A 17,967-nucleotide genomic window follows, 5' to 3' on the forward strand; every position below is an offset into this window, starting at 1 on the left:
TAAACATCTAACCTGAACAGTCTAACTTGAACAGTCTAACCTAAACAGTCTAACCTAAACAATCTAACTTGAACAGTCTAATTTTAAAAATCTGATTATTTGAGGGGGTAATGTTATGCAGATTACAGAAGAAATGAGCATGAATATAATAGAAGAACTCAATGGGAACATTGAAAATATAGCTTTAAAGCTCAGAGGTTTTATTAGAGATCAGGTAACGGGTTTTAAGAAAAAAGGAGTCGTTATAGGGGTTTCGGGAGGAATTGACTCCGCAGTGATACTTACCCTTTGTGTACAGGAACTCGGAAAAGAAAACGTGTATGGACTTCTCCTTCCTGAAGAAGAATCTGCCCCGTCCAGCAAGACTCTGGGAGCAGATATTTGTGAAAGTCTGGGTGTGTCGTATGAAGAAGTGCCGATCTCTCCTATTCTAAGATCGCTTAATATCTATGATAAGAAAGAACAGATTATAAAGAAAGCCTGCCCGGAGTATGATGCCAGAATACATAAAACGTCACTGATGCTACCTGATTTTCTCAACACTGGACTGCTAAATGTTCCTTATATCCGCCTTGTAAAAAATGGGGAAACTGTTGGAAAGTACCGGCTAAAAGCGACTGATTATCTTGAATTAATAGGATTGCAAGGTGTTAAACAGAGATCCAGAATGCTCGTTCAATATATGTATGCCGAAACGATGAATTACGCAGTTTGCGGTACGACCAATAAGACCGAAATGGTCCTTGGCCAGTTTGTGAAATATGGGGATGGAGGCGTAGATCTTGAGCCTCTGGCGGACTGCTATAAAGTCCAGGTTTATGCTCTGGGGAAGCTGCTCAATGTTAATGAAGAGATCATAAAGCGCCCTCCAAGTGCTGATACCTGGAGCCATTACACAACTGACGAGGAATTCTACTGGCGCATGCCGATTCAGATCATGGATCAACTACTGTATGCCCAGGAGCACCATTTACCCCTGCAGGCAATTGAAAAGAACACCGGGTTGTCCAGAGAGACAATAGAAAAAGCCCAGAGGCATATCAGTAGAATAAAAGATAACACCGAATATATACGAGCCGCGCCGCCTGTTTGCTACATTAACAGGTAAATTGCAAAAAAGCCTGTAGAAAAAGTTATACCGGCTAAAATATGACTAAAATCAGGACTTCAGGGATTTGCCTAAAATCGAGACAGGGCTTTGTATGCAGCAAGTATCTGCCTGTAAACTACTGGAAGCCTTTCTGGCAGGTTGCTTTCACATAACATTGTCAACTACCAACAGCTAAAGCAGTGGACTTCCTGCTTCGACTTTCGTGAGAAATTATACTTTATCACTAATCTAAAAGTGTGAATATGAATACAAGGGTCTCAATTGTTGAATGCCAGGAATACTCGAATGCGAAAGAAGCGGTAAAGGAAGCATTAAACCTGATAGGTGGGCTTGAGAAGGTTATAGTTCCTGGAAGCCGCGTCCTCCTCAAACCCAATGTGCTTTCTATCCGGCCGCCGGAGGATGCCGTTACCACCCATCCGGCGATAGTGTCCGCTATGTGCGAACTTGTCTCAGAAGCAGGAGGCATTCCAGTTATAGGAGATGGGTCCGGCATTGTAAAACCCGGATTTACTACGACTTCGCAGGCTCTTAAAGCGTCCGGCATTGAGGGTGTTGCTTCTGACCATGGAGTTGAGCTTATCAATTTTGAGACCTCAGGTTTTGTTGAGGTTGATGTTCCAGGTGCAAGGCAGTTTTCTCATCTGTACATCTCAAAAGCTGTACTCGAAGCAGATGTAGTAATCTCGCTTCCAAAGCTCAAGACCCATGAACTCACATTGTATACAGGAGCAGTCAAAAATTTCTTCGGTGCCGTACCTCAAAAAACCAGAAAACAGGCTCATTTCCTGGAAGACCGCCACCGCTTTGGGGAAGCAGTTGTTGATATATATTCTGTTGTCAAGCCCCAGCTTGCAGTTATGGACGGAGTGGTCGGAATGGAAGGAAATGGCCCATCCAATGGTACACCTGTCTTTTCAGGCGTGATTGTGGCAAGTTATGACTGCGTAGCCCTGGATATTGTAGCCTCTGAGCTCATAGGAATCGATCCCTTGAAAGTCCCTACAAATAAAGCTGCACTCGAAAGAGGATTCGGGACCGAGCATCCTGAAATTGTAGGGGTGCCTCTGGAAAAAGTAAAGGTCAGGTTCAAAAGCCCTGAAGGTGGAATTACGGCTTATATACCAGCTTTCCTTAAGAAAATCCTTCGAAAGCAATTAGCTGTAAGGCCAATTATTAACACTTCAAACTGTGCACTTTGCAAAGCCTGCGTTTCAAACTGTTCAGTGCATGCAATTGAGGAAATAAACAGGACACTCAAAATTAACGAGGAAAAATGTATTCACTGTTATTGCTGCCGCGAACTTTGCCCTAACGATGCGGTAGAATTAAAAAAATCACTGCTTATGAAGCTTGTGAGCAGAAGCAAAAGTTAATGAAAAATTTTCAGTAAATAGAAGAGTCGTCTGGGAGTCTGTTAATTAACCAGGCTGGAAATTAGTGTATTTAGCAGATTGCCAACGTCAAAATTAATTATTGACTATATGAATTTATTTCTTTATTTATTTATTTATTTATTTATTTATTTAGTTATATATGTGTTTATGTAACTATTTATCGATTTATTTGTCGATTTATTTATCAATATTGTTAAGAGCCTATCCGAAAAGTCAGTAATGCATGTTGAAAAATCATGATGGATCTATAATATCAAAGTATCCGTTCCGGTTTTACATAATTGCCTATTGTTAAAGTTACAGCAGAAAATCACTTTTAGGATAGACTCTAAAATACCAATGAAAAAATCGCATAAAAAAATCGGATAAATATATTACAAATAATTTGAGAAAGAAACGGTATAAAACAATTTGATAAAGAAATAATATAGATAGGAAAATAGCATAAAATAATTTTAGAGGGAAATGGGGGTATTCGCACGACTACTTTAGTGTCTAATCGAGATCAAGTAACCTTTTGCGAAATCGCGGACCATTATCACAGTAATAAACTTCTTTTTGGCATTAAATATTTTAAAAACTGGATTCTGGAACGGCTTGCTTCAAGCGCTCCCATTCCTTCATGGAGAGCTAAATTACACAGGATGCGGGGTGTAAATCTCGGGGAGAATGTATATGTCGGCTATGACGTGATTTTTGATAGGATACACCCTGAATTAATCACGGTAGGAGATTACTCTGAAATCGGCGATAGGTGCATATTATCTGCACATACTAGAGGAAGTTTGACTACAAGACAGGCATACCCGAGAACTATGGCTCCCATAAAAATCGGAAGCGGAGTCTCTGTGAATCCGGGATGTATAATCACGCAGGGTGTTGAAATCGGGGATAACTCAATAATAGGTATCGGATCTGTAGTTAGCCGCGATATATCTCCAAATAGTCTTGCCCTGGGCTATCCTGCAAGAGTTGTTAAAAAACTTGAAGGCGTAGGTGAACTTAAAACCTGATTTTAATACATTCACTGTTTTATTTTTCGTCTTTGTAGCTTAGCTCAAAACCGTACTTACTCAGGGCAAAGAGTGCCATCATTATTATAGAACAAACAAAAAAGACCGATACAAAGGATGCCATAAGGTAATCAAAAATTCCGGTCCCCCGAAAACCTATGTCCATCATTGAAAATACACTGATCTTTTTCTCGTACAATGGATAAAGGTACTCACAGCCGCCTTCACTTATGTCATCGAGCAACAGGTGAGAAACAAATGCAGCCTCTGCAAGAAGTCCGAGATACATCGCCCTGCCAGTCTCCCTGTATTTAGCGTATCCTGAAACGATCCCGAACAGGACTGCGAGAAGACTGAATAAAAGTGAATGTGTTGGAATCGGGCCGGCCCAGCAATGCTCCATATTACCGTTTACAAGCAGGCTGTGAATGACCACGATATCCGGGAATAAGGAACAGATACTGCCTACGAACAGCAGAAATATTAAATTCGTTGAACCCTTAAGAGAAAGTTCCCCTCGAAAAAACGATCTGCCAGCAGCAAAGACTGCTACTGCACTTATACAGAATACGAAGAATAGTACATGTACAACCGGATAAGGCATAAGAAAACACTTAGGATTTTCTGAACATAACAAATTTTAAATTTACATAGAGTTGGTCCCCCAACTATTTAAAATTTTTTAAAGTTGGTGCGCCGGTGATACTTTTCCTTGAAACAGATTTTTACAGGAGCTAATTAACTTTAAAGACGCCTCATTAATTCAGGAAAGAATTTTTCCTTGTCCGCTTATTTACCCGGAGACTAATATCTTAAAGAGGAATCAGCTCAACAAGCATCCCGTCTTCGAATGGGTATCTTTCAATAATAATAAGCCTTGACCCGGAAGGTTCCAGTTCTTCTTTAATGTCTTCTTTTAACTCTTCAAGTACCCACCATGCGATCTCGATTTTTCCATCTTTTATTTCATACAATTCGGATGGAATTTCCATGTTCTGCAGAGTTTTTTCTGCAAGTTCCTGGTCTCCCCCTTCAATTACACCGTATACAAGAGTACCGTCGTCGGTGATTTCGTCAAACTCCCTTGCAGTGTTCTTTGCGATCCGTTGAAATCTTTTGCGGAGCTGGACTGCATCCTTATAAATTGAGGAACAAAAATGGGTCTTTTTACATTTCGCAAAGGCAATTTTGGCAAATTTACAGGAACCGGCAGCCGCACTGGAAGTGTCGGATTCAAGGCAAAAGCCATTTTTCAGGAGGGCTTCAGAGTTATTATCCGAAAATTCGAGTTCATTCAGATTAAGGAAAACTCCCATTTCTTCGGCAAAAGCTGCAACTTTTTCTGCTCCTTCTAGAGAAGGAATCTCGATTCCGGCTTTGATTCCAAACTCCTTTGCGTTTTGCAGAACACCTACATATTGACTGTTTTTAAGATTTTCCCAACATTCCTGCGGTGGATGGAAACGGATTTCATCAAGTCCTGCATCTGCAAGCTTTTCAAGGATCTGCCTGCCAGGAGCCAGGGATGTATAGAGATGGATGTGGTGTTCTATTCCGAAAGAAGCTTTGAGCATTCGGATGTAATGCAGGACTCTTTCGAGCTTCAGCAAGGGCTCTCCACCTGTAATTCCTGTCCCAAGAGCATTCATAAGCTCAGCTTCTCTCAGTAAATCTTCATCGCTATTTATTGGCCTCTCATTCGCAAAAACAAGGTCTTTTCCTCGCCTTTCATCGGAAAGCGGACAGTAAAAGCAACTCCTTGGGCAAAGACCTGTTACGAAAAGGACCATTTTGGCGCCTTCCTGGCAGAGTCTGCACCCTTCAGAGAGATAACTGTAAAAAGAGCCGGTTTCATCTTCAGTGAACTGTTCCATACCTGAACTTGCATATTCTTTTTTTTATATATAAGGCTTGTTTTTGGTTTCAGATTGAAAGTATGGAGACACCTTTATAAAGAAGGAGCTTTTCTCAGAAACTGATATAATCATAAGGTTCTAAAGGTACACTGATGTCAGAACAAAATGGATACGTTGTGGTTTTTGGCTGTAAAAGATGTGGAAAATGCAAAGATGTCTGCCCTGTGGACGCAATTTATGAGGAAAACGAGATTTCAAAGATCGATCAAGATAAGTGCACACGTTGTATGAAATGCATAGACGTATGTACAAACAAAGCCATCATCTATATGGAATAAGGCGTTAACATAGAAAAGATTACTATTGATATTAGAGAGATTTCTGTTAGTGGACGAGATTCCAATTGAGGTGAATAGGATTTCAATTAACGGAAAAATTATAGATATTACGACCCCGATTTCCCCTTTTACAAAGGTTTTTCCGGGAGACCCAATACCTGCAATTGAGAAGGTCTGCACTCTTGAAGAAGAAGGCTGTGCTGTCTCAAAGTTAAGTTTTGGAAGTCATACCGGCACCCATGTTGATGCTCCTTCTCATATCCTGAAAAATGGCCCGACTATTGACAAGCTGGAACTCAAAAACCTAATGGGCACAGCCCTGATTCTCGATTTTTCATCACAATCAGGCGAACTGACTGCTGACATTCTTGAAAAGGCCTTCCGGAACATGGAAGCTCCTGAAAATATCCCTATCCTACTTCTGAAAACAGAAGCTTTTTCCCGAAAACCGAACAGTGCAGGTAAGGTTGGTCCCCCTGGCGAAGAGTCAGACCCTCAAAACATGGAATTCGGGAAGGAAAAATCTGGCACTGCATATCTCGACGAAAGCGGAGCAGCCTGGATTGTCGAAAAAGGCTTCAAGACGGTTGGGATTGATAGTTTTTCTGTGGATAATTTTTATTCCGAAACTCTGCCTGCGCATCATATCCTTCTTTCAGGTGATGTGAACATAGTAGAATGTCTTGAACTCAGCTCCACAGAAGCCGGAACCTATTTCTTCATCTGCCTACCCCTTAAAATTGAAGGGTGTGACGGCGCACCGGCAAGAGCTTTGTTGGTTACTTACTCTTGATTTTTCACTTTTGAGATATTACTTTTGAGATATTACATTTGAGATATTACTTTTGAGATATTACTTTTGATTCTCCATCTTTGATTCTTCACCTTTGAGTTTTCACCTTTAATTCTCCACCTTTGAGATTTCACTTTTGAAGTTTCACTTTTGATCTTTTGTTTCTGAACTACATAGCATCCTTCAAAAATGAGACATGGTATATCTTGTCCCGTTCTGCATGACCAGCTCAAACACAAATTCTCCTGAAACAGGATACTCGATTACAACTCCCGTTTTTTCAAGAGATGACGGCGTCAGAGAATTTTCCTGGCTTCCTGAAGGCATCCATATTCCTTCTGAATCCTGCTCGCCTTTTATAAAGTGTACCGGCTTTCCTTCAAGAAATAATCTCTTTTTAATTCCGTTTTTATACTGGTAGATAATGGTATTGTTTTCAAGAACCCATTCCGAATCGTTCAGTTGCCCATTGCATTCGGGATCAGGGTCCACTCCAAAGCTAATATATCTGACTGCAACAGGAAAGGAAAATTTGAGGGTACACATCGTCCCTTCAGGACTGTGACTCTCAGCAGAATCTCGGGCATATCCTTCCTGAATTGAACGGATAGACAGAGAAGCGGCCTCAACCTGGGATTTAGTTTGCGCCTCTTCCAGAACAGGGCTCGTGGTATGCCAGGCCTGAATGGCAAGAATCATCACTACTGCAAGCAGCCCAAGATATACAATAAGTTTTAGTGGGATAGTATCTGCAGCCATAGTGTCTGAAGCAAGATTTTTCATATAAGAATTAACATGCTGTACACAATAAAAAATTTTACTTAGAGTTTTAAACAGATAATCCCTGCTTAACAAATCACTTTTGACTAATGGACAAAATTTGATTAATACGTCGTCTTTGATTAACAGACAACTTTGATTAACAGACAACTTTGATTAATACATCGTCTTTGATTAACAGACAACTTTGAGAACAATAAAAAAAAGAGAAAACTTGAAGGACAAAGAATAGATTAAAACATAAACAATAAAGAAGAAAAGAATAAATCATCAAAGGATAAAAATACAGAAAATCAAGAGATAATGAAAAATACATGGAGGGTTTGGGATAGAAGAAGAATCTAACGAAAACTTGCTCTGTATATGTTTTTCAGAAGAACAGCTTGCCGAAATAAAGAAATATGCAGGCATTAGTGGCATGGAAGTTGAAGAATTTATAAAAAGTGTTTGCCTGGCTCACTGTATCCAGCAAATGGAATGTCTTTATGGGGAAAAAACAGAAGCACCTGAAGCCATAGAAGGCGCTGCAAAAACGGACATCGGACTAAAAATAGAACCAAGAAAAGTTGAGTTTAAAGGCCAAAAGACGGGTCCAACCTCAAAAGATCTGCTCAATGGGCCACTCGTTCTGGATCAGCAGTGTATTATGGATTTATTTGCAATCAAACGAGAGTTCGGCAATGTTTCAAATAACAGAATTATCACTATCGCTCTGAAACTGGGTCTAAACCAGCTCAGTGTAGCCCTTAGCCTGCTTAAAGATAAACTGAAAGAATGAGTAAGCGTGGGAAAAAGGGAAGGATTAATACAAACAATCCTTTCCAGTCAGTTTTTCTGCAGTTGCAGATTAATTATTCTTACTGTCAGAATTATAGTCAAATCTTACCGTCAGGTCTTTCCAGTAAGATTTTCTGTGGTTGCAGTTTACTAATTCTTGAGGTTAAGTTTTGTCAAATCTTAATGCCTTACTATCAGGTTTTTTCAAGTCTACCCTTATACCATTCCAGAAAACTGTCGATAGCCCTGCGACGATGGGAAACTTTATTTTTCTCGGCGTCTCCGAGTTCTCCGAAGGTTATGCCCTGGTACTCGAAAATAGGGTCGTACCCAAAACCGCCTGTGCCTCTCTCTTCATGCGCGATTTTCCCTTCAACTATACCCGGGAAAACCAGAGGCTCTTTTCCGGGCTCACAGTATCCGATAACGGTCTTAAAATACGCTGTCCTGTCGGATTCCCCTTCCATGAGCTTAAGCACTTTCGGGTTCCCGAGTCTGTCCTCTATAAAACGAGAATAAGGCCCTGGAAAGCCGTTTAAGGCTTTTATGAAAATCCCGGAATCGTCTACCATTACAGGCATGTTCAGTTTGTTTGCAACATACTGCGCCCCATAAGATGCAATGGGCTCAAGGTCGTCCTCCTGAAGTTCAGGGTAGCCGTTTTTGTCCTGAATTACCTCAATTTCGAAAGTCTTGAGGATGTCCCTTACCTCGGCAAATTTGCCTTTATTTCCCGTAACAAATACGATTTTATGCATAACGAGCCCTCTTTTTTATCTCATCAACACGCTTGAGTACATCCTCTGAATCTATAAAAGTTCTCTGGTACCCTTTTTTGAAAGCTTCAATTAGTGCCTCGTGGTTACGGTGTGTACTCTCAAAAGTCTGGAAAAGTACATGGACATCTACCCCTCTGGCCTCAAGTCCTTTATCGTAATACGCAAGCCCGAAGTCAAGGAGATAAAGCCTCTCGCCTGCAAGCAGGAGATTTGAGGTCGTAAGGTCCCCGTGTACTATACCCCCACTGTGGAGTTTTCCTACAAGTTCTCCTACTTTTTCAGAAAGGTCCGGGGTAACCAGGTATTTTATGGGAACACCATCAATATACTGCATCTTGAGCTTGAAATCTTCCACATCATAGATAATCGGCGTAGAAACCCCATGCCTTCGGGCTTCAGACATCAGGCGGGCTTCTGTCCGGTTTCTTTCAGTCCTGATCCTTTCATCAATCTCTTTATGCCTGTAAACCTTCGGGACTCTTTCCTTAACAAGTACCTTCTTCCCTTCAGGCCCTTCTTCCAGGTAAACAATAGCCTCGGCTCCATTATCCAGCATTTCCCCATGTTTGAGAGAAGTTTCGGGGGAAATTTCAGGAACCCTTTTCATCTTTTCTTCCTGTATCCAGGTCACTTTCACGTCATCAGTCCGGTAACTGGGGTTTACGCGAGAATCTTCAAGGGAAAGAGTGTTTCCGGACTTATACATTAGAAGCCCCGTATATGCGATCATTGTCCCGTTATCTCCCATGAAGCGTTTTTCGGGCACATAGAACTTCGCGCCTCTGGCTTCGCACATATCGTTTAACATTTCCCGAAGCCTTGTATTTGCCCCTACTCCTCCTGCCAGCAAGACTTCTTTTTTTCCGGTGTGAGCAAGGGCTCGCTCTGCAACCTCAACAACCATTGCAAAAGCCGTTTCCTGGTAAGAATAACAAACATCCTCAATAGGCGCTTTTTTCAGAGCTTCGCTGGCGGCCGTGGAAAGCCCGGAAAAGGAAAGGTCCATGCCTTTTACCACATAGGGGAGATGGATAAATTTCTTTGCGTCTTTTGCGTATGCCTCGATCTTTGGTCCTCCAGGATGCGGCAGGCTAGCCCCTCGCGCAAACTTATCAAGGGCATTTCCAAGCCCTATATCCAGTGTTTCCCCAAAGACTCTATACCGCCCTCCCATATAGGAAATAACCTGAGAATTGGCACCGCTTACATAAACCACTACAGGGTCCGTTGCAGGAGTTCTCCAGATCCCAATTTCGATATGAGCGATACAGTGGTTGACCCCTATCAATGGAACGCCAAGAGATATGGAAAGCATTCTGGCTGCCGTTGCAACCGTTCTCAGGCATGGTCCGAGCCCAGGCCCCTGGGAGAAAGCTATTCCGTCAATCTCTGAAGGATTGACTCCCTTTTCTTTTGCTTCTGCAAGAAGCCTCTTTATAACGCTGGCTGCATACTTTGCATGATGCTGGGCTGCTTCCCTGGGGTGAATCCCTCCGACTGTGGGTTTATAGGTCTCTGTGACCTCGGCAATAATCTCGGTTTCGGTAACGATTGCGGCACTCAGGTTCCAGGCAGTGCCCTCGATTCCAAGGATGAACGTGTTTTTCAAGGCTTACGGTCTCCTTCCAGTCCTTTTTGCTGTCACTGCCTTCGATAATACAGGAGAGAACTTATATACGTTTGCATCTCCCGAGTTCCGTCACCCGAGTCCCGTCTCGGGAGGACGGGGCCGTTTCGCTCACTTCGTTCGCTCAAGCGGGGTAATTTATGAACACARAAGTTTCGATGCAAGAGTTCCGTCACCCGAGTCCCGTCTCGGGAGGACGGGGCCGTTTCGCTCACTTCGTTCGCTCAAGCGGGGTAATTTATGAACACAGAAGTTTCGATGCAAGAGTTCCGTCACCCGAGTCCCGTCTCGGGAGGACGGGGCCGTTTCGCTCACTTCGTTCGCTCAAGCGGGGTAATTTATGAACACAAAAGTTTCGATGCAAGAGTTCCGCCTCGGGAGAGTGAAGCCCTTTTCACGGGGCTCAAGAGGGATAATTCATAGAACTTACAGGATTTCATTTAGCTCGCTCAAGCGGACTTTTACTTTTTCCAGAGCTTTAAAAATCTCCGAGTTTTCTCACGCTTTCTTCCATAGGTTCGGGAAAGAACAGGCTTCTCTCAAGCTTTTCACCAAACTCCTCAAGTATGGATTCAGGAATATCGAGATCAGGGTATGGAGGCGTAAGAGGCTCAAGTTCTTCTTCACTCGGTCTGCCTTGCCTGAAACCGGGGAGGAACAGGATGAGAACTAAAAACAGGATAAAGACCATGTATTCTCTGCCGTAAACCGGCCATGAAATATTCCCTGTGAGAGAGAAAAGGTGATTTATATAAGCCGCGGGCCAGGAGATAATTGGAAGGGATAGCGCTGCCGGATGGGACAGTAGAAGACCGGATATAAAAAGGAAAATTAACCCGAAACTAAGCTTTTTAAGCAGATGGTTTGTCTTTGCATCAAGCCACCAGTTCCACCAGGCAGGTTTTAGAGGGCCTGTATGAAGATTTTTCAGGAGCAAGTCTGCAGGCTTTTTTACTTCGTCTGGGGGATCCAATCTCAGGCATTCATCAAGTCGATAGGCAGCTTTTCGGAAGTAATGCGCTCGGCAGTAAAAAAGCCCCAGAAAATAAAGGGCATAAGTTTTCAGTTCATTATCTTCGGACCTTTGCCGGATAGCTGCTTTTTCAAGTTTTCCTGCAGCTGCAAGGAGCATAGACCTGAAATGTGCACTATTCTCCTCAAAAGACGCTTCTGCATACATATACCTCGCATACACGTCCCAGAGCAGCAATTTCAGGTCTTCCGTATCCAGGGCAAGAGCTCGCCTGAAAGACTCAAGTGCCTCCTCACAGGCCTGCTCTTCAAGTTCTACCCGGCCTTTCAGGTTTCTTGAGAATGCATTTTCAGGGGCTTCTGCAATTGAATCTTCAAGCTCTTTAAATGCGCCCCTGCTGTTTCCAAGCCTGAAGTAAAGCTCTGCAAGTCCGTTTCTTGCGTGGAAATTTTTTGGATTTATATCGATTGCTTTTCTGTACGCCTTGAGTGCTCCTTCGAAATCTTCCAGCTTGAAACAGGCAAAGCCCAGAAGGCAGAAAGGCAAGTCCAAGTTACTCTCGTTAGTTGTCAGTTCCTCAAGTACTGAAATGGCTTTCTCAAACTCCTGCAGCTTTATGAGGGTAAAAGCTTTCATGACTGAAGCCTGGGTGTTTTGAGGGGCGAGGGTAAGAATTCTATCAAACACTTTCAGGGCTTTTTCCCACTCTCCACAGTGCGCAAAAACCAGGCCTTTTCCGGAACATGCAATATTTTCAGCTTCAGAAAGTTCCCTGGCGCTTTCAAAAGCTTTTAAAGCATCCTGATACCTGCCAAGGGCGTCCAGAGCAAGCCCTTTAGCATTCCAGAGAATTTCCAGCCTGAAATATAGTTCATTAGAGCTCAAAATCCCGGATCCTTTGCGCTCCCCACTTTTTATGGATTTCTTTGCATCTACGGCTGCGTAAAGATCCTTTTCGGCACCCTCAAACGTTTTCAGAGCTTCGTCATAATTTTTTAGGCAGAAAAGAGTAATTCCTTTACAAATCCGGGAAAAAGAATTTTCAGATTCCTTTTTTGCAGCATTATCAAAGGCTTTAAGAGCTTCACTATACTCTCCCAACTCGGCAAAAGCAAAACCCCTGTACTTCCAGCTCTCACCTCCAATTTCTCCTTCAGGAAGCTCACCAGACAATTCCAGATATTTTTTAAAAGCTGTCTGGTGCTGACTTACGAGAACATAATCAAAATTAGAATTATAATGTTTGAGTCGGGAGAGAGTGACACCCCGGTTATATCGCGCAGGTAAACTTTCATAGTCAAGTTCGAGAAGGGCCTCATAGGCTTCAAGAGCTTCACCGTATCTTCCAAGCTTATAGAGTGCATTTCCCCTTCCGTTCCAGGAAAAAAGGTTTTCGGAATCAAGTATGAGAGCCTCTTCAAAGCTTTCAAGAGCTCTTGAATAATCCCCAAGCGTATAATATGCCTCTCCAAGACCGCTCAAAATGCCACAATTTTCAGTTCCGGAAGAGAGGGCTTTTTCATAAGCCTGCAAAGCTTCATAAGGCATACGCATAGCTAGAAAGCAGTTGCCGGTTCCTCTCCATCCTTCCGGACTTAAAGGCTCGGTCTCAAGAACTTTCCTGAAAGCATCGAGAGATTCCTGGTATCTTCCAAGTGCCAGCAGGGCTTTTCCTTTACCGGCTTTTGCCTCTATATTAGAGTTGTCCAGTTCAAGCACACCTTCAAACACATCAAGAGCTTTCTGGGGCTTGCCAAGCTGTCCGAGAAGCCTGCCCTTTTCTAGCCTGTTTTTTGCGTTTCCTGGCTCAAGGATAAGGCTTTTTTCGAAAGCTGAAAGGGCTTCCTCTTTTCTCCCCATGCCTTCGAGAATTCTTCCCTGGGTTTCCCAGGCCACGGCAGACGCGGGCTCAAGTTCCAGAGCCTTTTCACAGGTTCTCAAAGCTTCTCTCCTTCTGCCCAGGGCAAGGTATGCTTTTGCCTCACCTTCCAATGCTCCCGAATGCGAAGGTTCCATTTTCAGAGTTTTTCCATAAGCCTCAAGTGCTTCTTCATTTTTCCCAAGCACTGACAGGGTTATCCCTCTATAGTACCAGGCTTTCAGGTTTTCAGGATTTAACTCGGCAGCTCTGGTAAAAGCCTCAAGTGCTTCTTCGTCTCGTGAGAGCTGTTTTAAAGCAAGCCCGCTGTAGTACAGGGCACCGATGTGCTTTTCATCTCTCCCAAGCACACCGTTAAAAGCCTCAAGCGCCTGTTCTGGCAAGTTCAGGTATCCGAAAGTAAGCCCTTTGAGGTATCGGGCAGGAATATTGTCAGGATCAAAATCAAGCGCCACTTCAAAAGCCTTCAGTGCTTCTTCCGGACGGTCCAGATAGCGAAGTATATTTCCCCTGTACTGCCAGGCAATGCTATCCTCAGGATTAACCTCAAGTACGGCATCAAAAGCCTCAAGCGCCTTCTCAAAATTTTTCTCTGCGCCAATCTGATTTTTCAAGTTCAAAAAAGCAAGAGCTTTACTATACCAGGCTCTGGCATAAAGAGAATTCATAAGCCCTCGGAATCTTTTAGTAAAATTTAGCTAATTTAAAATTCATTAAATTATATACGATACCTATTATAAATACGGGTGCAGAAGATAGTTACTGATTTGATACTCAATAACTTAGCCTCTCCTTTAAACTTAAGCCTGGACATTATAAAGAAAAGAGATTCAATAGAAAATTAGCACCCTCTTGGCTCAGCTAAACATCTTCATTATGATTCAGCCCTCTTGAACGAACGAAGTGAGCGAAAAGGACACAGTCCTCCCGAGGTGGAACTCGTGAAGCGAAACTTTTGTGTTCATAAATTAACCCGCTTGAGCGAACGAAGTGAGCGAAACGGCCCCGTCCTCCCGAGACGGGACTCGGGTAAAAGAACTAGGAAATTAAAAGAACCGCAGGAAATTCCTGCAGTTCGGGTTGAAAAAAAAAGTAAGATAAATTATTGAAGTAGATTACTTCTTGAATTCGGTATAGCCGCACTTCCCGCAGGCGAGGCGGTTCTTGTGATCGGCAAGGAATGTACCCGGTCCGCATCTGGGACAGAACTGTTTGATTCTGGTTACGGAGTCGCCCTGGACTTTATAGTAATCTTTTACTGCCATGTATATGCACCTCGCTTAAGCCTCTTCTCCCTCAGTTTCCGTTCCTGGGGCAGTGTTTCTCTTCAGGACGTATTCCAGTTCTACTTCCTTCATGCGGTCAGCATTTTCGTAGAGTTTGGCATATCCTTTGCCTTCCTGCATTCCATATTCGGTTTTGATTCTCTGGACTACCAACAGTTCAAGAGGGGCGTTCAGCATTGCAGCGAGTTTATTCCTGACGTCATTTCTGGAAGGAGTCGAACCTTCATATTTCACAATGAAATCCAGTTCCCTTCGGTTTAAAAGTGCATTATTCTTGTCTTTAAGAATTCTTATGTCCATCTAAAATTCTCCGTAGCTTATCCAATTCATAATTCTGATTTTTGCTGATGAGTTTCTCAAAGAGAGTTCTTATCTCCCCTTTTTTCTCCTCAGTGACCCTTACAAAGACCACGCCTTCATCGGGCTGTCCGTACAGGACTACAGAGTCCAAAGGAGCCAGAAGGATTACAGGAAGGGTTGCCAGATCCTCTTCTCCCCTTACAAAGATCCTGAGAGGCTTTTCGAAAGCAAACGCCTCACAAAGAGTTTTAATTAACTCATCAGTAATAATTCCTGCAGGGTTGTCCACAGATACTTCACTATATACCTTGTCCATATTCCGGGCTGAGACATCACTGGAAACCGGCTTTCTTTTGGTACGGTTGTCCACAATACAGATATCCGGAATAATCCCGACCTCAAGCAGGTGGAAGGTAGTAACATCCCCTACGGATATAAGTTTTGTGGGGCTTCCAAGCTCTCCTTCAAATTTCTCTATAGTATCCCTGCCCTTGCCCCTGTAAAGTATACCCAGGGGCTTCTTCATCAGTGGACGAAGCTCTCTTGGAAGCTCAATGTGAACACTCAAATCAGCGCACCTTCAAAGCAAATTTATCCGGAATGTCAACCCCAAGCTTTTTTGCTATTTCTGAGCGTTCAGGGTCCAGAATAATTACCAGCCCACTCCATTCCTCTGCAAGGTCCGAAGTCCCACATATAGGGCAGTTTTGTCCTTCCAGAACTCTCATGCAGTGTCGACACACTTTTTCTGCCATACAAATCCTTTTCCTTTTCAGACAGTTCCTTCAGGAACAGCTTCATGAGACTGTTTCTTATTACGGGCTTCCTCAAGCCACTGCAACTTTCCAAGAGCAGTCTGACGCATAGTAAGGCCTATTTTACTCTCTTTAGGCTCTCTCTCGTTGATGCTTACAGCGACAACCCTGGCCCTTACATGGTCACCTTCAGCAATGGATTTGCCTCCATTCTTTGTCACAAGCCTTGCATTTTTGGCGTCGTATGAAATAAAATCGTCCGTAATCTGGCTGACGTGAAGTAAGCCGTCCATTGGTCCCATCCCTACGAAAACTCCAAAACCAACGGCTTCAACAACTTCGCCCTCAATAATCTCCTGGAGCTCAGGCACGAACATTATTGCCTCGAATGTAACATCGTAATATACTGCCCCATCTCCTACGAGGATATGCCCTTCCCCTATCTCGACTATCTTGCAAATAGCAACGAGAGAACCAAGTTTTTTGTCAACCTGCCCCTCGAGTTTTTCTCTTAACGCGTTTTTAACAGTTTGCGTCACCTCTTCCCCTAAAAGGGTCGGAGGGATACGGACTGTATCAACGAGCTTCATCATTTTATACATCTGCTAATCACCCGTAAAAACAATCAATTTAATGCTGCCCGGTAAAATACCATAGTTCAGACAAAGTCCAGTTTATTTTTCTGTCTAAGGGATATGGTCTGGATTCCTTTTTCGGCAAGCCTGCGCTTTAACCCGATATCATTTGTCAGAACCGCTGCCTCCATTTCCTTTGCCAGCCTTAGAATTACATCATCTGCAGGACCTACAGCAGGAGTTATACGCTCGCACCTGTCCATCATGGACCTGGCAACCTTTGCAGCTGTTCTGTCCGAACCTCTTTCCCGCTTTATGAGTTTTTCTATCTCGAATACTACAGCCTCAGGAACAAAAAATTCGTCAAATCCCAGCCTTTTCAGTTCTTCGAAAATATCCACTCCGAACTGGACCGGGATCATGAACCCATTAGTATCAATTATAACTTTCAACTCTTAATTACCCCTACTCCAATAAGCCGCCAGCGAGAGTCGATTCTCCTGCTGATAGCAACCCTTGACCCGATGGCTGCGCTAATCGGACGTTTAAGGGCCACCTGCGCTTCATTTTTCCTGGCACTTGTAACCACACCAACTGTGGTTGCTGTTCCTATATTGAGCATAAGGGGTTCGCTGGTTTTGATTTCATTGATTTTTTCTTCTCTTGTAACTCCCACTACTCTCTCTAGCAGGTGTAATTCCATGACGAACTGATGTCTGGTCTCAGGAAGGGTCCCAGGTGCGCCTGCAATCTGTCCTGTTAAAGAGTCGCCTTTTGTCAGTGTAGGGTCAAGATAAGTTCCGACAGCCAGGAGGCCTCCTGGAGTTGCTTCTTCTACCTTTGTTGCGCCTGCAAAGATAGACGAAATCGTTGTCAAAATCGGAATCCATCTTGTAGCGCCTTCGGTTGTAACCTTGATTCCTGGCCTTATTTCCAGCTCGTCTCCGGGGTGAAGGACTCCTTCAGTCAGAGTTCCTCCGATAACTCCCCCACGCATTTCTTCAATTGAAGCCCCTGGCTTGTTAATATCAAAAGAACGGGCAATCAACATGCTGGCAGGCTTGTCTACTTTGTGGACAGGAGTAGGAATCACGGTTTCCAGAGTATCGATTAGGACATCGATATTAATATTCTGCTGAGCCGAGATCGGGATTACAGGTGCATTCTCTGCAACCGTGCCTTTAACAAATTCTTTTATCTGACGATAGTTTTCAAGAAGGCGTTCTCTGGATACAAGGTCAATCTTATTTTGCACTATAACAATATTCTTAATTCCTATAATATCCAAGGCCATAAGGTGTTCTTTTGTCTGGGGCTGCGGGCAGTCTTCGTTTGCTGCAATTACCAGTACTGCCCCGTCCATAATAGCGGCGCCTGATAGCATAGTAGCCATCAGGGTTTCGTGTCCAGGAGCGTCTACAAAAGACACTGTCCTGTGTTCTTCCGTCTTTTCTCCACAGTTAGGGCAGGTCTTTTCTACAGTATAACATTGAGGAGAAGAGCATTTGGGACATTTCATGAACAGGGAGTCTGCATACCCCAGTCTGATAGAAATCCCTCTTTTTACTTCCTCACTATGTGTATCTGTCCAAACGCCTGATAAGGCTTTAACAAGTGTGGTTTTTCCATGGTCGACATGTCCTACCATGCCGATATTAACGCAAGGCTGACTCAAGTTGTAATTTCCTCCAGTAAAGTGAAGTGATCTGATATAAGGCAGGTCTATCA

The 17,967-nt window shown here is 43.3% G+C and carries 19 protein-coding genes; 6 read left to right on the forward strand and 13 right to left on the reverse strand.

Going from position 1 to position 17,967, the window contains the following annotated elements; all coding sequences use genetic code 11:
• Positions 1-115: 115 nt before the first annotated feature.
• The 3 genes from nadE to FXW07_RS19520 all read left to right on the forward strand — a co-directional run bounded on the left by nadE (position 116) and on the right by FXW07_RS19520 (position 3,521).
• Positions 116-1,108: an NAD(+) synthase gene (nadE, locus tag FXW07_RS10880; protein ID WP_229395457.1), complete on the forward strand. Its 993-nt coding sequence runs from the start codon at positions 116-118 to the stop codon at positions 1,106-1,108.
• A gap of 245 nt (positions 1,109-1,353) precedes the next feature.
• Positions 1,354-2,487, forward strand: coding sequence for a DUF362 domain-containing protein (locus tag FXW07_RS10885; protein WP_229395458.1), 1,134 nt, complete (start codon positions 1,354-1,356; stop codon positions 2,485-2,487).
• 512 nt (positions 2,488-2,999) lie between these two features.
• On the forward strand, positions 3,000-3,521 hold the full coding sequence (locus FXW07_RS19520; protein WP_229395459.1) for an acyltransferase: 522 nt from the start codon (positions 3,000-3,002) through the stop codon (positions 3,519-3,521).
• 19 nt (positions 3,522-3,540) lie between these two features.
• Here FXW07_RS19520 and FXW07_RS10895 read toward each other — a convergent pair whose 3' ends face one another.
• Both FXW07_RS10895 and FXW07_RS10900 read right to left on the reverse strand, forming a co-directional pair.
• Entirely contained in the window at positions 3,541-4,125 is a 585-nt protein-coding gene (locus tag FXW07_RS10895; protein WP_229395460.1) for a metal-dependent hydrolase, read from the reverse strand.
• Positions 4,126-4,333: 208 nt separating this feature from the next.
• Entirely contained in the window at positions 4,334-5,395 is a 1,062-nt protein-coding gene (locus FXW07_RS10900) for a radical SAM protein (RefSeq protein WP_229395461.1), read from the reverse strand.
• Positions 5,396-5,529: 134 nt separating this feature from the next.
• On the opposite strand from FXW07_RS10900, the gene FXW07_RS10905 reads away from it, so the two are divergent.
• Both FXW07_RS10905 and FXW07_RS10910 read left to right on the forward strand, forming a co-directional pair.
• Positions 5,530-5,715, forward strand: a complete 186-nt coding sequence (locus FXW07_RS10905; protein ID WP_082091017.1) for a 4Fe-4S binding protein — start codon at positions 5,530-5,532, stop codon at positions 5,713-5,715.
• Between the two features lie 49 nt (positions 5,716-5,764).
• A complete protein-coding gene (locus FXW07_RS10910) occupies positions 5,765-6,508 on the forward strand; it encodes a cyclase family protein (protein ID WP_229395462.1) in 744 nt (247 codons plus the stop codon).
• A gap of 183 nt (positions 6,509-6,691) precedes the next feature.
• Here the strand turns inward: FXW07_RS10910 and FXW07_RS10915 are convergent, their stop codons facing one another.
• Entirely contained in the window at positions 6,692-7,291 is a 600-nt protein-coding gene (locus FXW07_RS10915) for a hypothetical protein (RefSeq protein WP_229395463.1), read from the reverse strand.
• A gap of 349 nt (positions 7,292-7,640) precedes the next feature.
• Between FXW07_RS10915 and FXW07_RS10920 the strand changes: the two genes are divergently transcribed.
• Positions 7,641-8,066 carry a hypothetical protein gene (locus FXW07_RS10920; RefSeq protein WP_229395464.1) on the forward strand — a complete coding sequence of 142 codons (426 nt, stop codon included), beginning with the start codon at positions 7,641-7,643 and terminating at the stop codon, positions 8,064-8,066.
• A gap of 193 nt (positions 8,067-8,259) precedes the next feature.
• On the opposite strand, the gene FXW07_RS10925 is transcribed toward FXW07_RS10920, so the two are convergent.
• From FXW07_RS10925 to FXW07_RS10970, 10 genes are all read right to left on the reverse strand, one after another.
• A complete protein-coding gene (locus tag FXW07_RS10925) occupies positions 8,260-8,823 on the reverse strand; it encodes an XTP/dITP diphosphatase (RefSeq protein WP_229395465.1) in 564 nt (187 codons plus the stop codon).
• Positions 8,816-10,453 carry a bifunctional N(6)-L-threonylcarbamoyladenine synthase/serine/threonine protein kinase gene (locus tag FXW07_RS10930; protein WP_229395466.1) on the reverse strand — a complete coding sequence of 546 codons (1,638 nt, stop codon included), beginning with the start codon at positions 10,451-10,453 and terminating at the stop codon, positions 8,816-8,818. The genes FXW07_RS10925 and FXW07_RS10930 overlap by 8 nt, the downstream gene beginning before the upstream one ends.
• Positions 10,454-10,949: 496 nt before the next feature.
• Positions 10,950-13,991, reverse strand: a complete 3,042-nt coding sequence (locus FXW07_RS10935) for a tetratricopeptide repeat protein (RefSeq protein ID WP_229395467.1) — start codon at positions 13,989-13,991, stop codon at positions 10,950-10,952.
• A gap of 447 nt (positions 13,992-14,438) precedes the next feature.
• Entirely contained in the window at positions 14,439-14,588 is a 150-nt protein-coding gene (locus FXW07_RS10940; protein WP_048109017.1) for a 30S ribosomal protein S27ae, read from the reverse strand.
• 15 nt (positions 14,589-14,603) lie between these two features.
• A complete protein-coding gene (locus tag FXW07_RS10945) occupies positions 14,604-14,909 on the reverse strand; it encodes a 30S ribosomal protein S24e (protein WP_048118103.1) in 306 nt (101 codons plus the stop codon).
• Positions 14,890-15,477: a GTP-dependent dephospho-CoA kinase family protein gene (locus tag FXW07_RS10950; protein WP_229395468.1), complete on the reverse strand. Its 588-nt coding sequence runs from the start codon at positions 15,475-15,477 to the stop codon at positions 14,890-14,892. The genes FXW07_RS10945 and FXW07_RS10950 overlap by 20 nt, the downstream gene beginning before the upstream one ends.
• Position 15,478: 1 nt before the next feature.
• A complete protein-coding gene (spt4, locus tag FXW07_RS10955; protein ID WP_011305323.1) occupies positions 15,479-15,664 on the reverse strand; it encodes a transcription elongation factor subunit Spt4 in 186 nt (61 codons plus the stop codon).
• A gap of 17 nt (positions 15,665-15,681) precedes the next feature.
• The gene (locus tag FXW07_RS10960) at positions 15,682-16,266 is read right to left on the reverse strand and encodes a DNA-directed RNA polymerase (RefSeq protein WP_229395469.1); all 585 of its coding nucleotides are present in this window, start codon (positions 16,264-16,266) and stop codon (positions 15,682-15,684) included.
• 56 nt (positions 16,267-16,322) lie between these two features.
• Positions 16,323-16,691, reverse strand: coding sequence for a DNA-binding protein (locus FXW07_RS10965; RefSeq protein WP_048118095.1), 369 nt, complete (start codon positions 16,689-16,691; stop codon positions 16,323-16,325).
• Entirely contained in the window at positions 16,688-17,914 is a 1,227-nt protein-coding gene (locus FXW07_RS10970) for a translation initiation factor IF-2 subunit gamma (protein ID WP_229395470.1), read from the reverse strand. The genes FXW07_RS10965 and FXW07_RS10970 overlap by 4 nt, the downstream gene beginning before the upstream one ends.
• Between the last annotated feature and the right edge of the window lie 53 nt (positions 17,915-17,967).

Origin of the sequence: Methanosarcina sp. DH1 (assembly GCF_020804205.1) — an archaeon.
GTDB classification, from domain to species: Archaea; Halobacteriota; Methanosarcinia; order Methanosarcinales; family Methanosarcinaceae; genus Methanosarcina; species Methanosarcina vacuolata.

Coding starts and splice junctions, on each gene's coding strand:
- FXW07_RS10905 (WP_082091017.1), top strand. CDS start 5,530: ATGTCAGAACAAAATGGATACGTTGTGGTTTTTGGCTGTAAAAGATGT.
- FXW07_RS10915 (WP_229395463.1), bottom strand. CDS start 7,291: ATGAAAAATCTTGCTTCAGACACTATGGCTGCAGATACTATCCCACTA.
- FXW07_RS10945 (WP_048118103.1), bottom strand. CDS start 14,909: ATGGACATAAGAATTCTTAAAGACAAGAATAATGCACTTTTAAACCGA.
- FXW07_RS10900 (WP_229395461.1), bottom strand. CDS start 5,395: ATGGAACAGTTCACTGAAGATGAAACCGGCTCTTTTTACAGTTATCTC.
- FXW07_RS10940 (WP_048109017.1), bottom strand. CDS start 14,588: ATGGCAGTAAAAGATTACTATAAAGTCCAGGGCGACTCCGTAACCAGA.
- FXW07_RS10960 (WP_229395469.1), bottom strand. CDS start 16,266: ATGTATAAAATGATGAAGCTCGTTGATACAGTCCGTATCCCTCCGACC.
- FXW07_RS10895 (WP_229395460.1), bottom strand. CDS start 4,125: ATGCCTTATCCGGTTGTACATGTACTATTCTTCGTATTCTGTATAAGT.
- spt4 (WP_011305323.1), bottom strand. CDS start 15,664: ATGGCAGAAAAAGTGTGTCGACACTGCATGAGAGTTCTGGAAGGACAA.
- FXW07_RS10925 (WP_229395465.1), bottom strand. CDS start 8,823: ATGCATAAAATCGTATTTGTTACGGGAAATAAAGGCAAATTTGCCGAG.
- FXW07_RS10935 (WP_229395467.1), bottom strand. CDS start 13,991: ATGAATTCTCTTTATGCCAGAGCCTGGTATAGTAAAGCTCTTGCTTTT.
- FXW07_RS10885 (WP_229395458.1), top strand. CDS start 1,354: ATGAATACAAGGGTCTCAATTGTTGAATGCCAGGAATACTCGAATGCG.
- nadE (WP_229395457.1), top strand. CDS start 116: ATGCAGATTACAGAAGAAATGAGCATGAATATAATAGAAGAACTCAAT.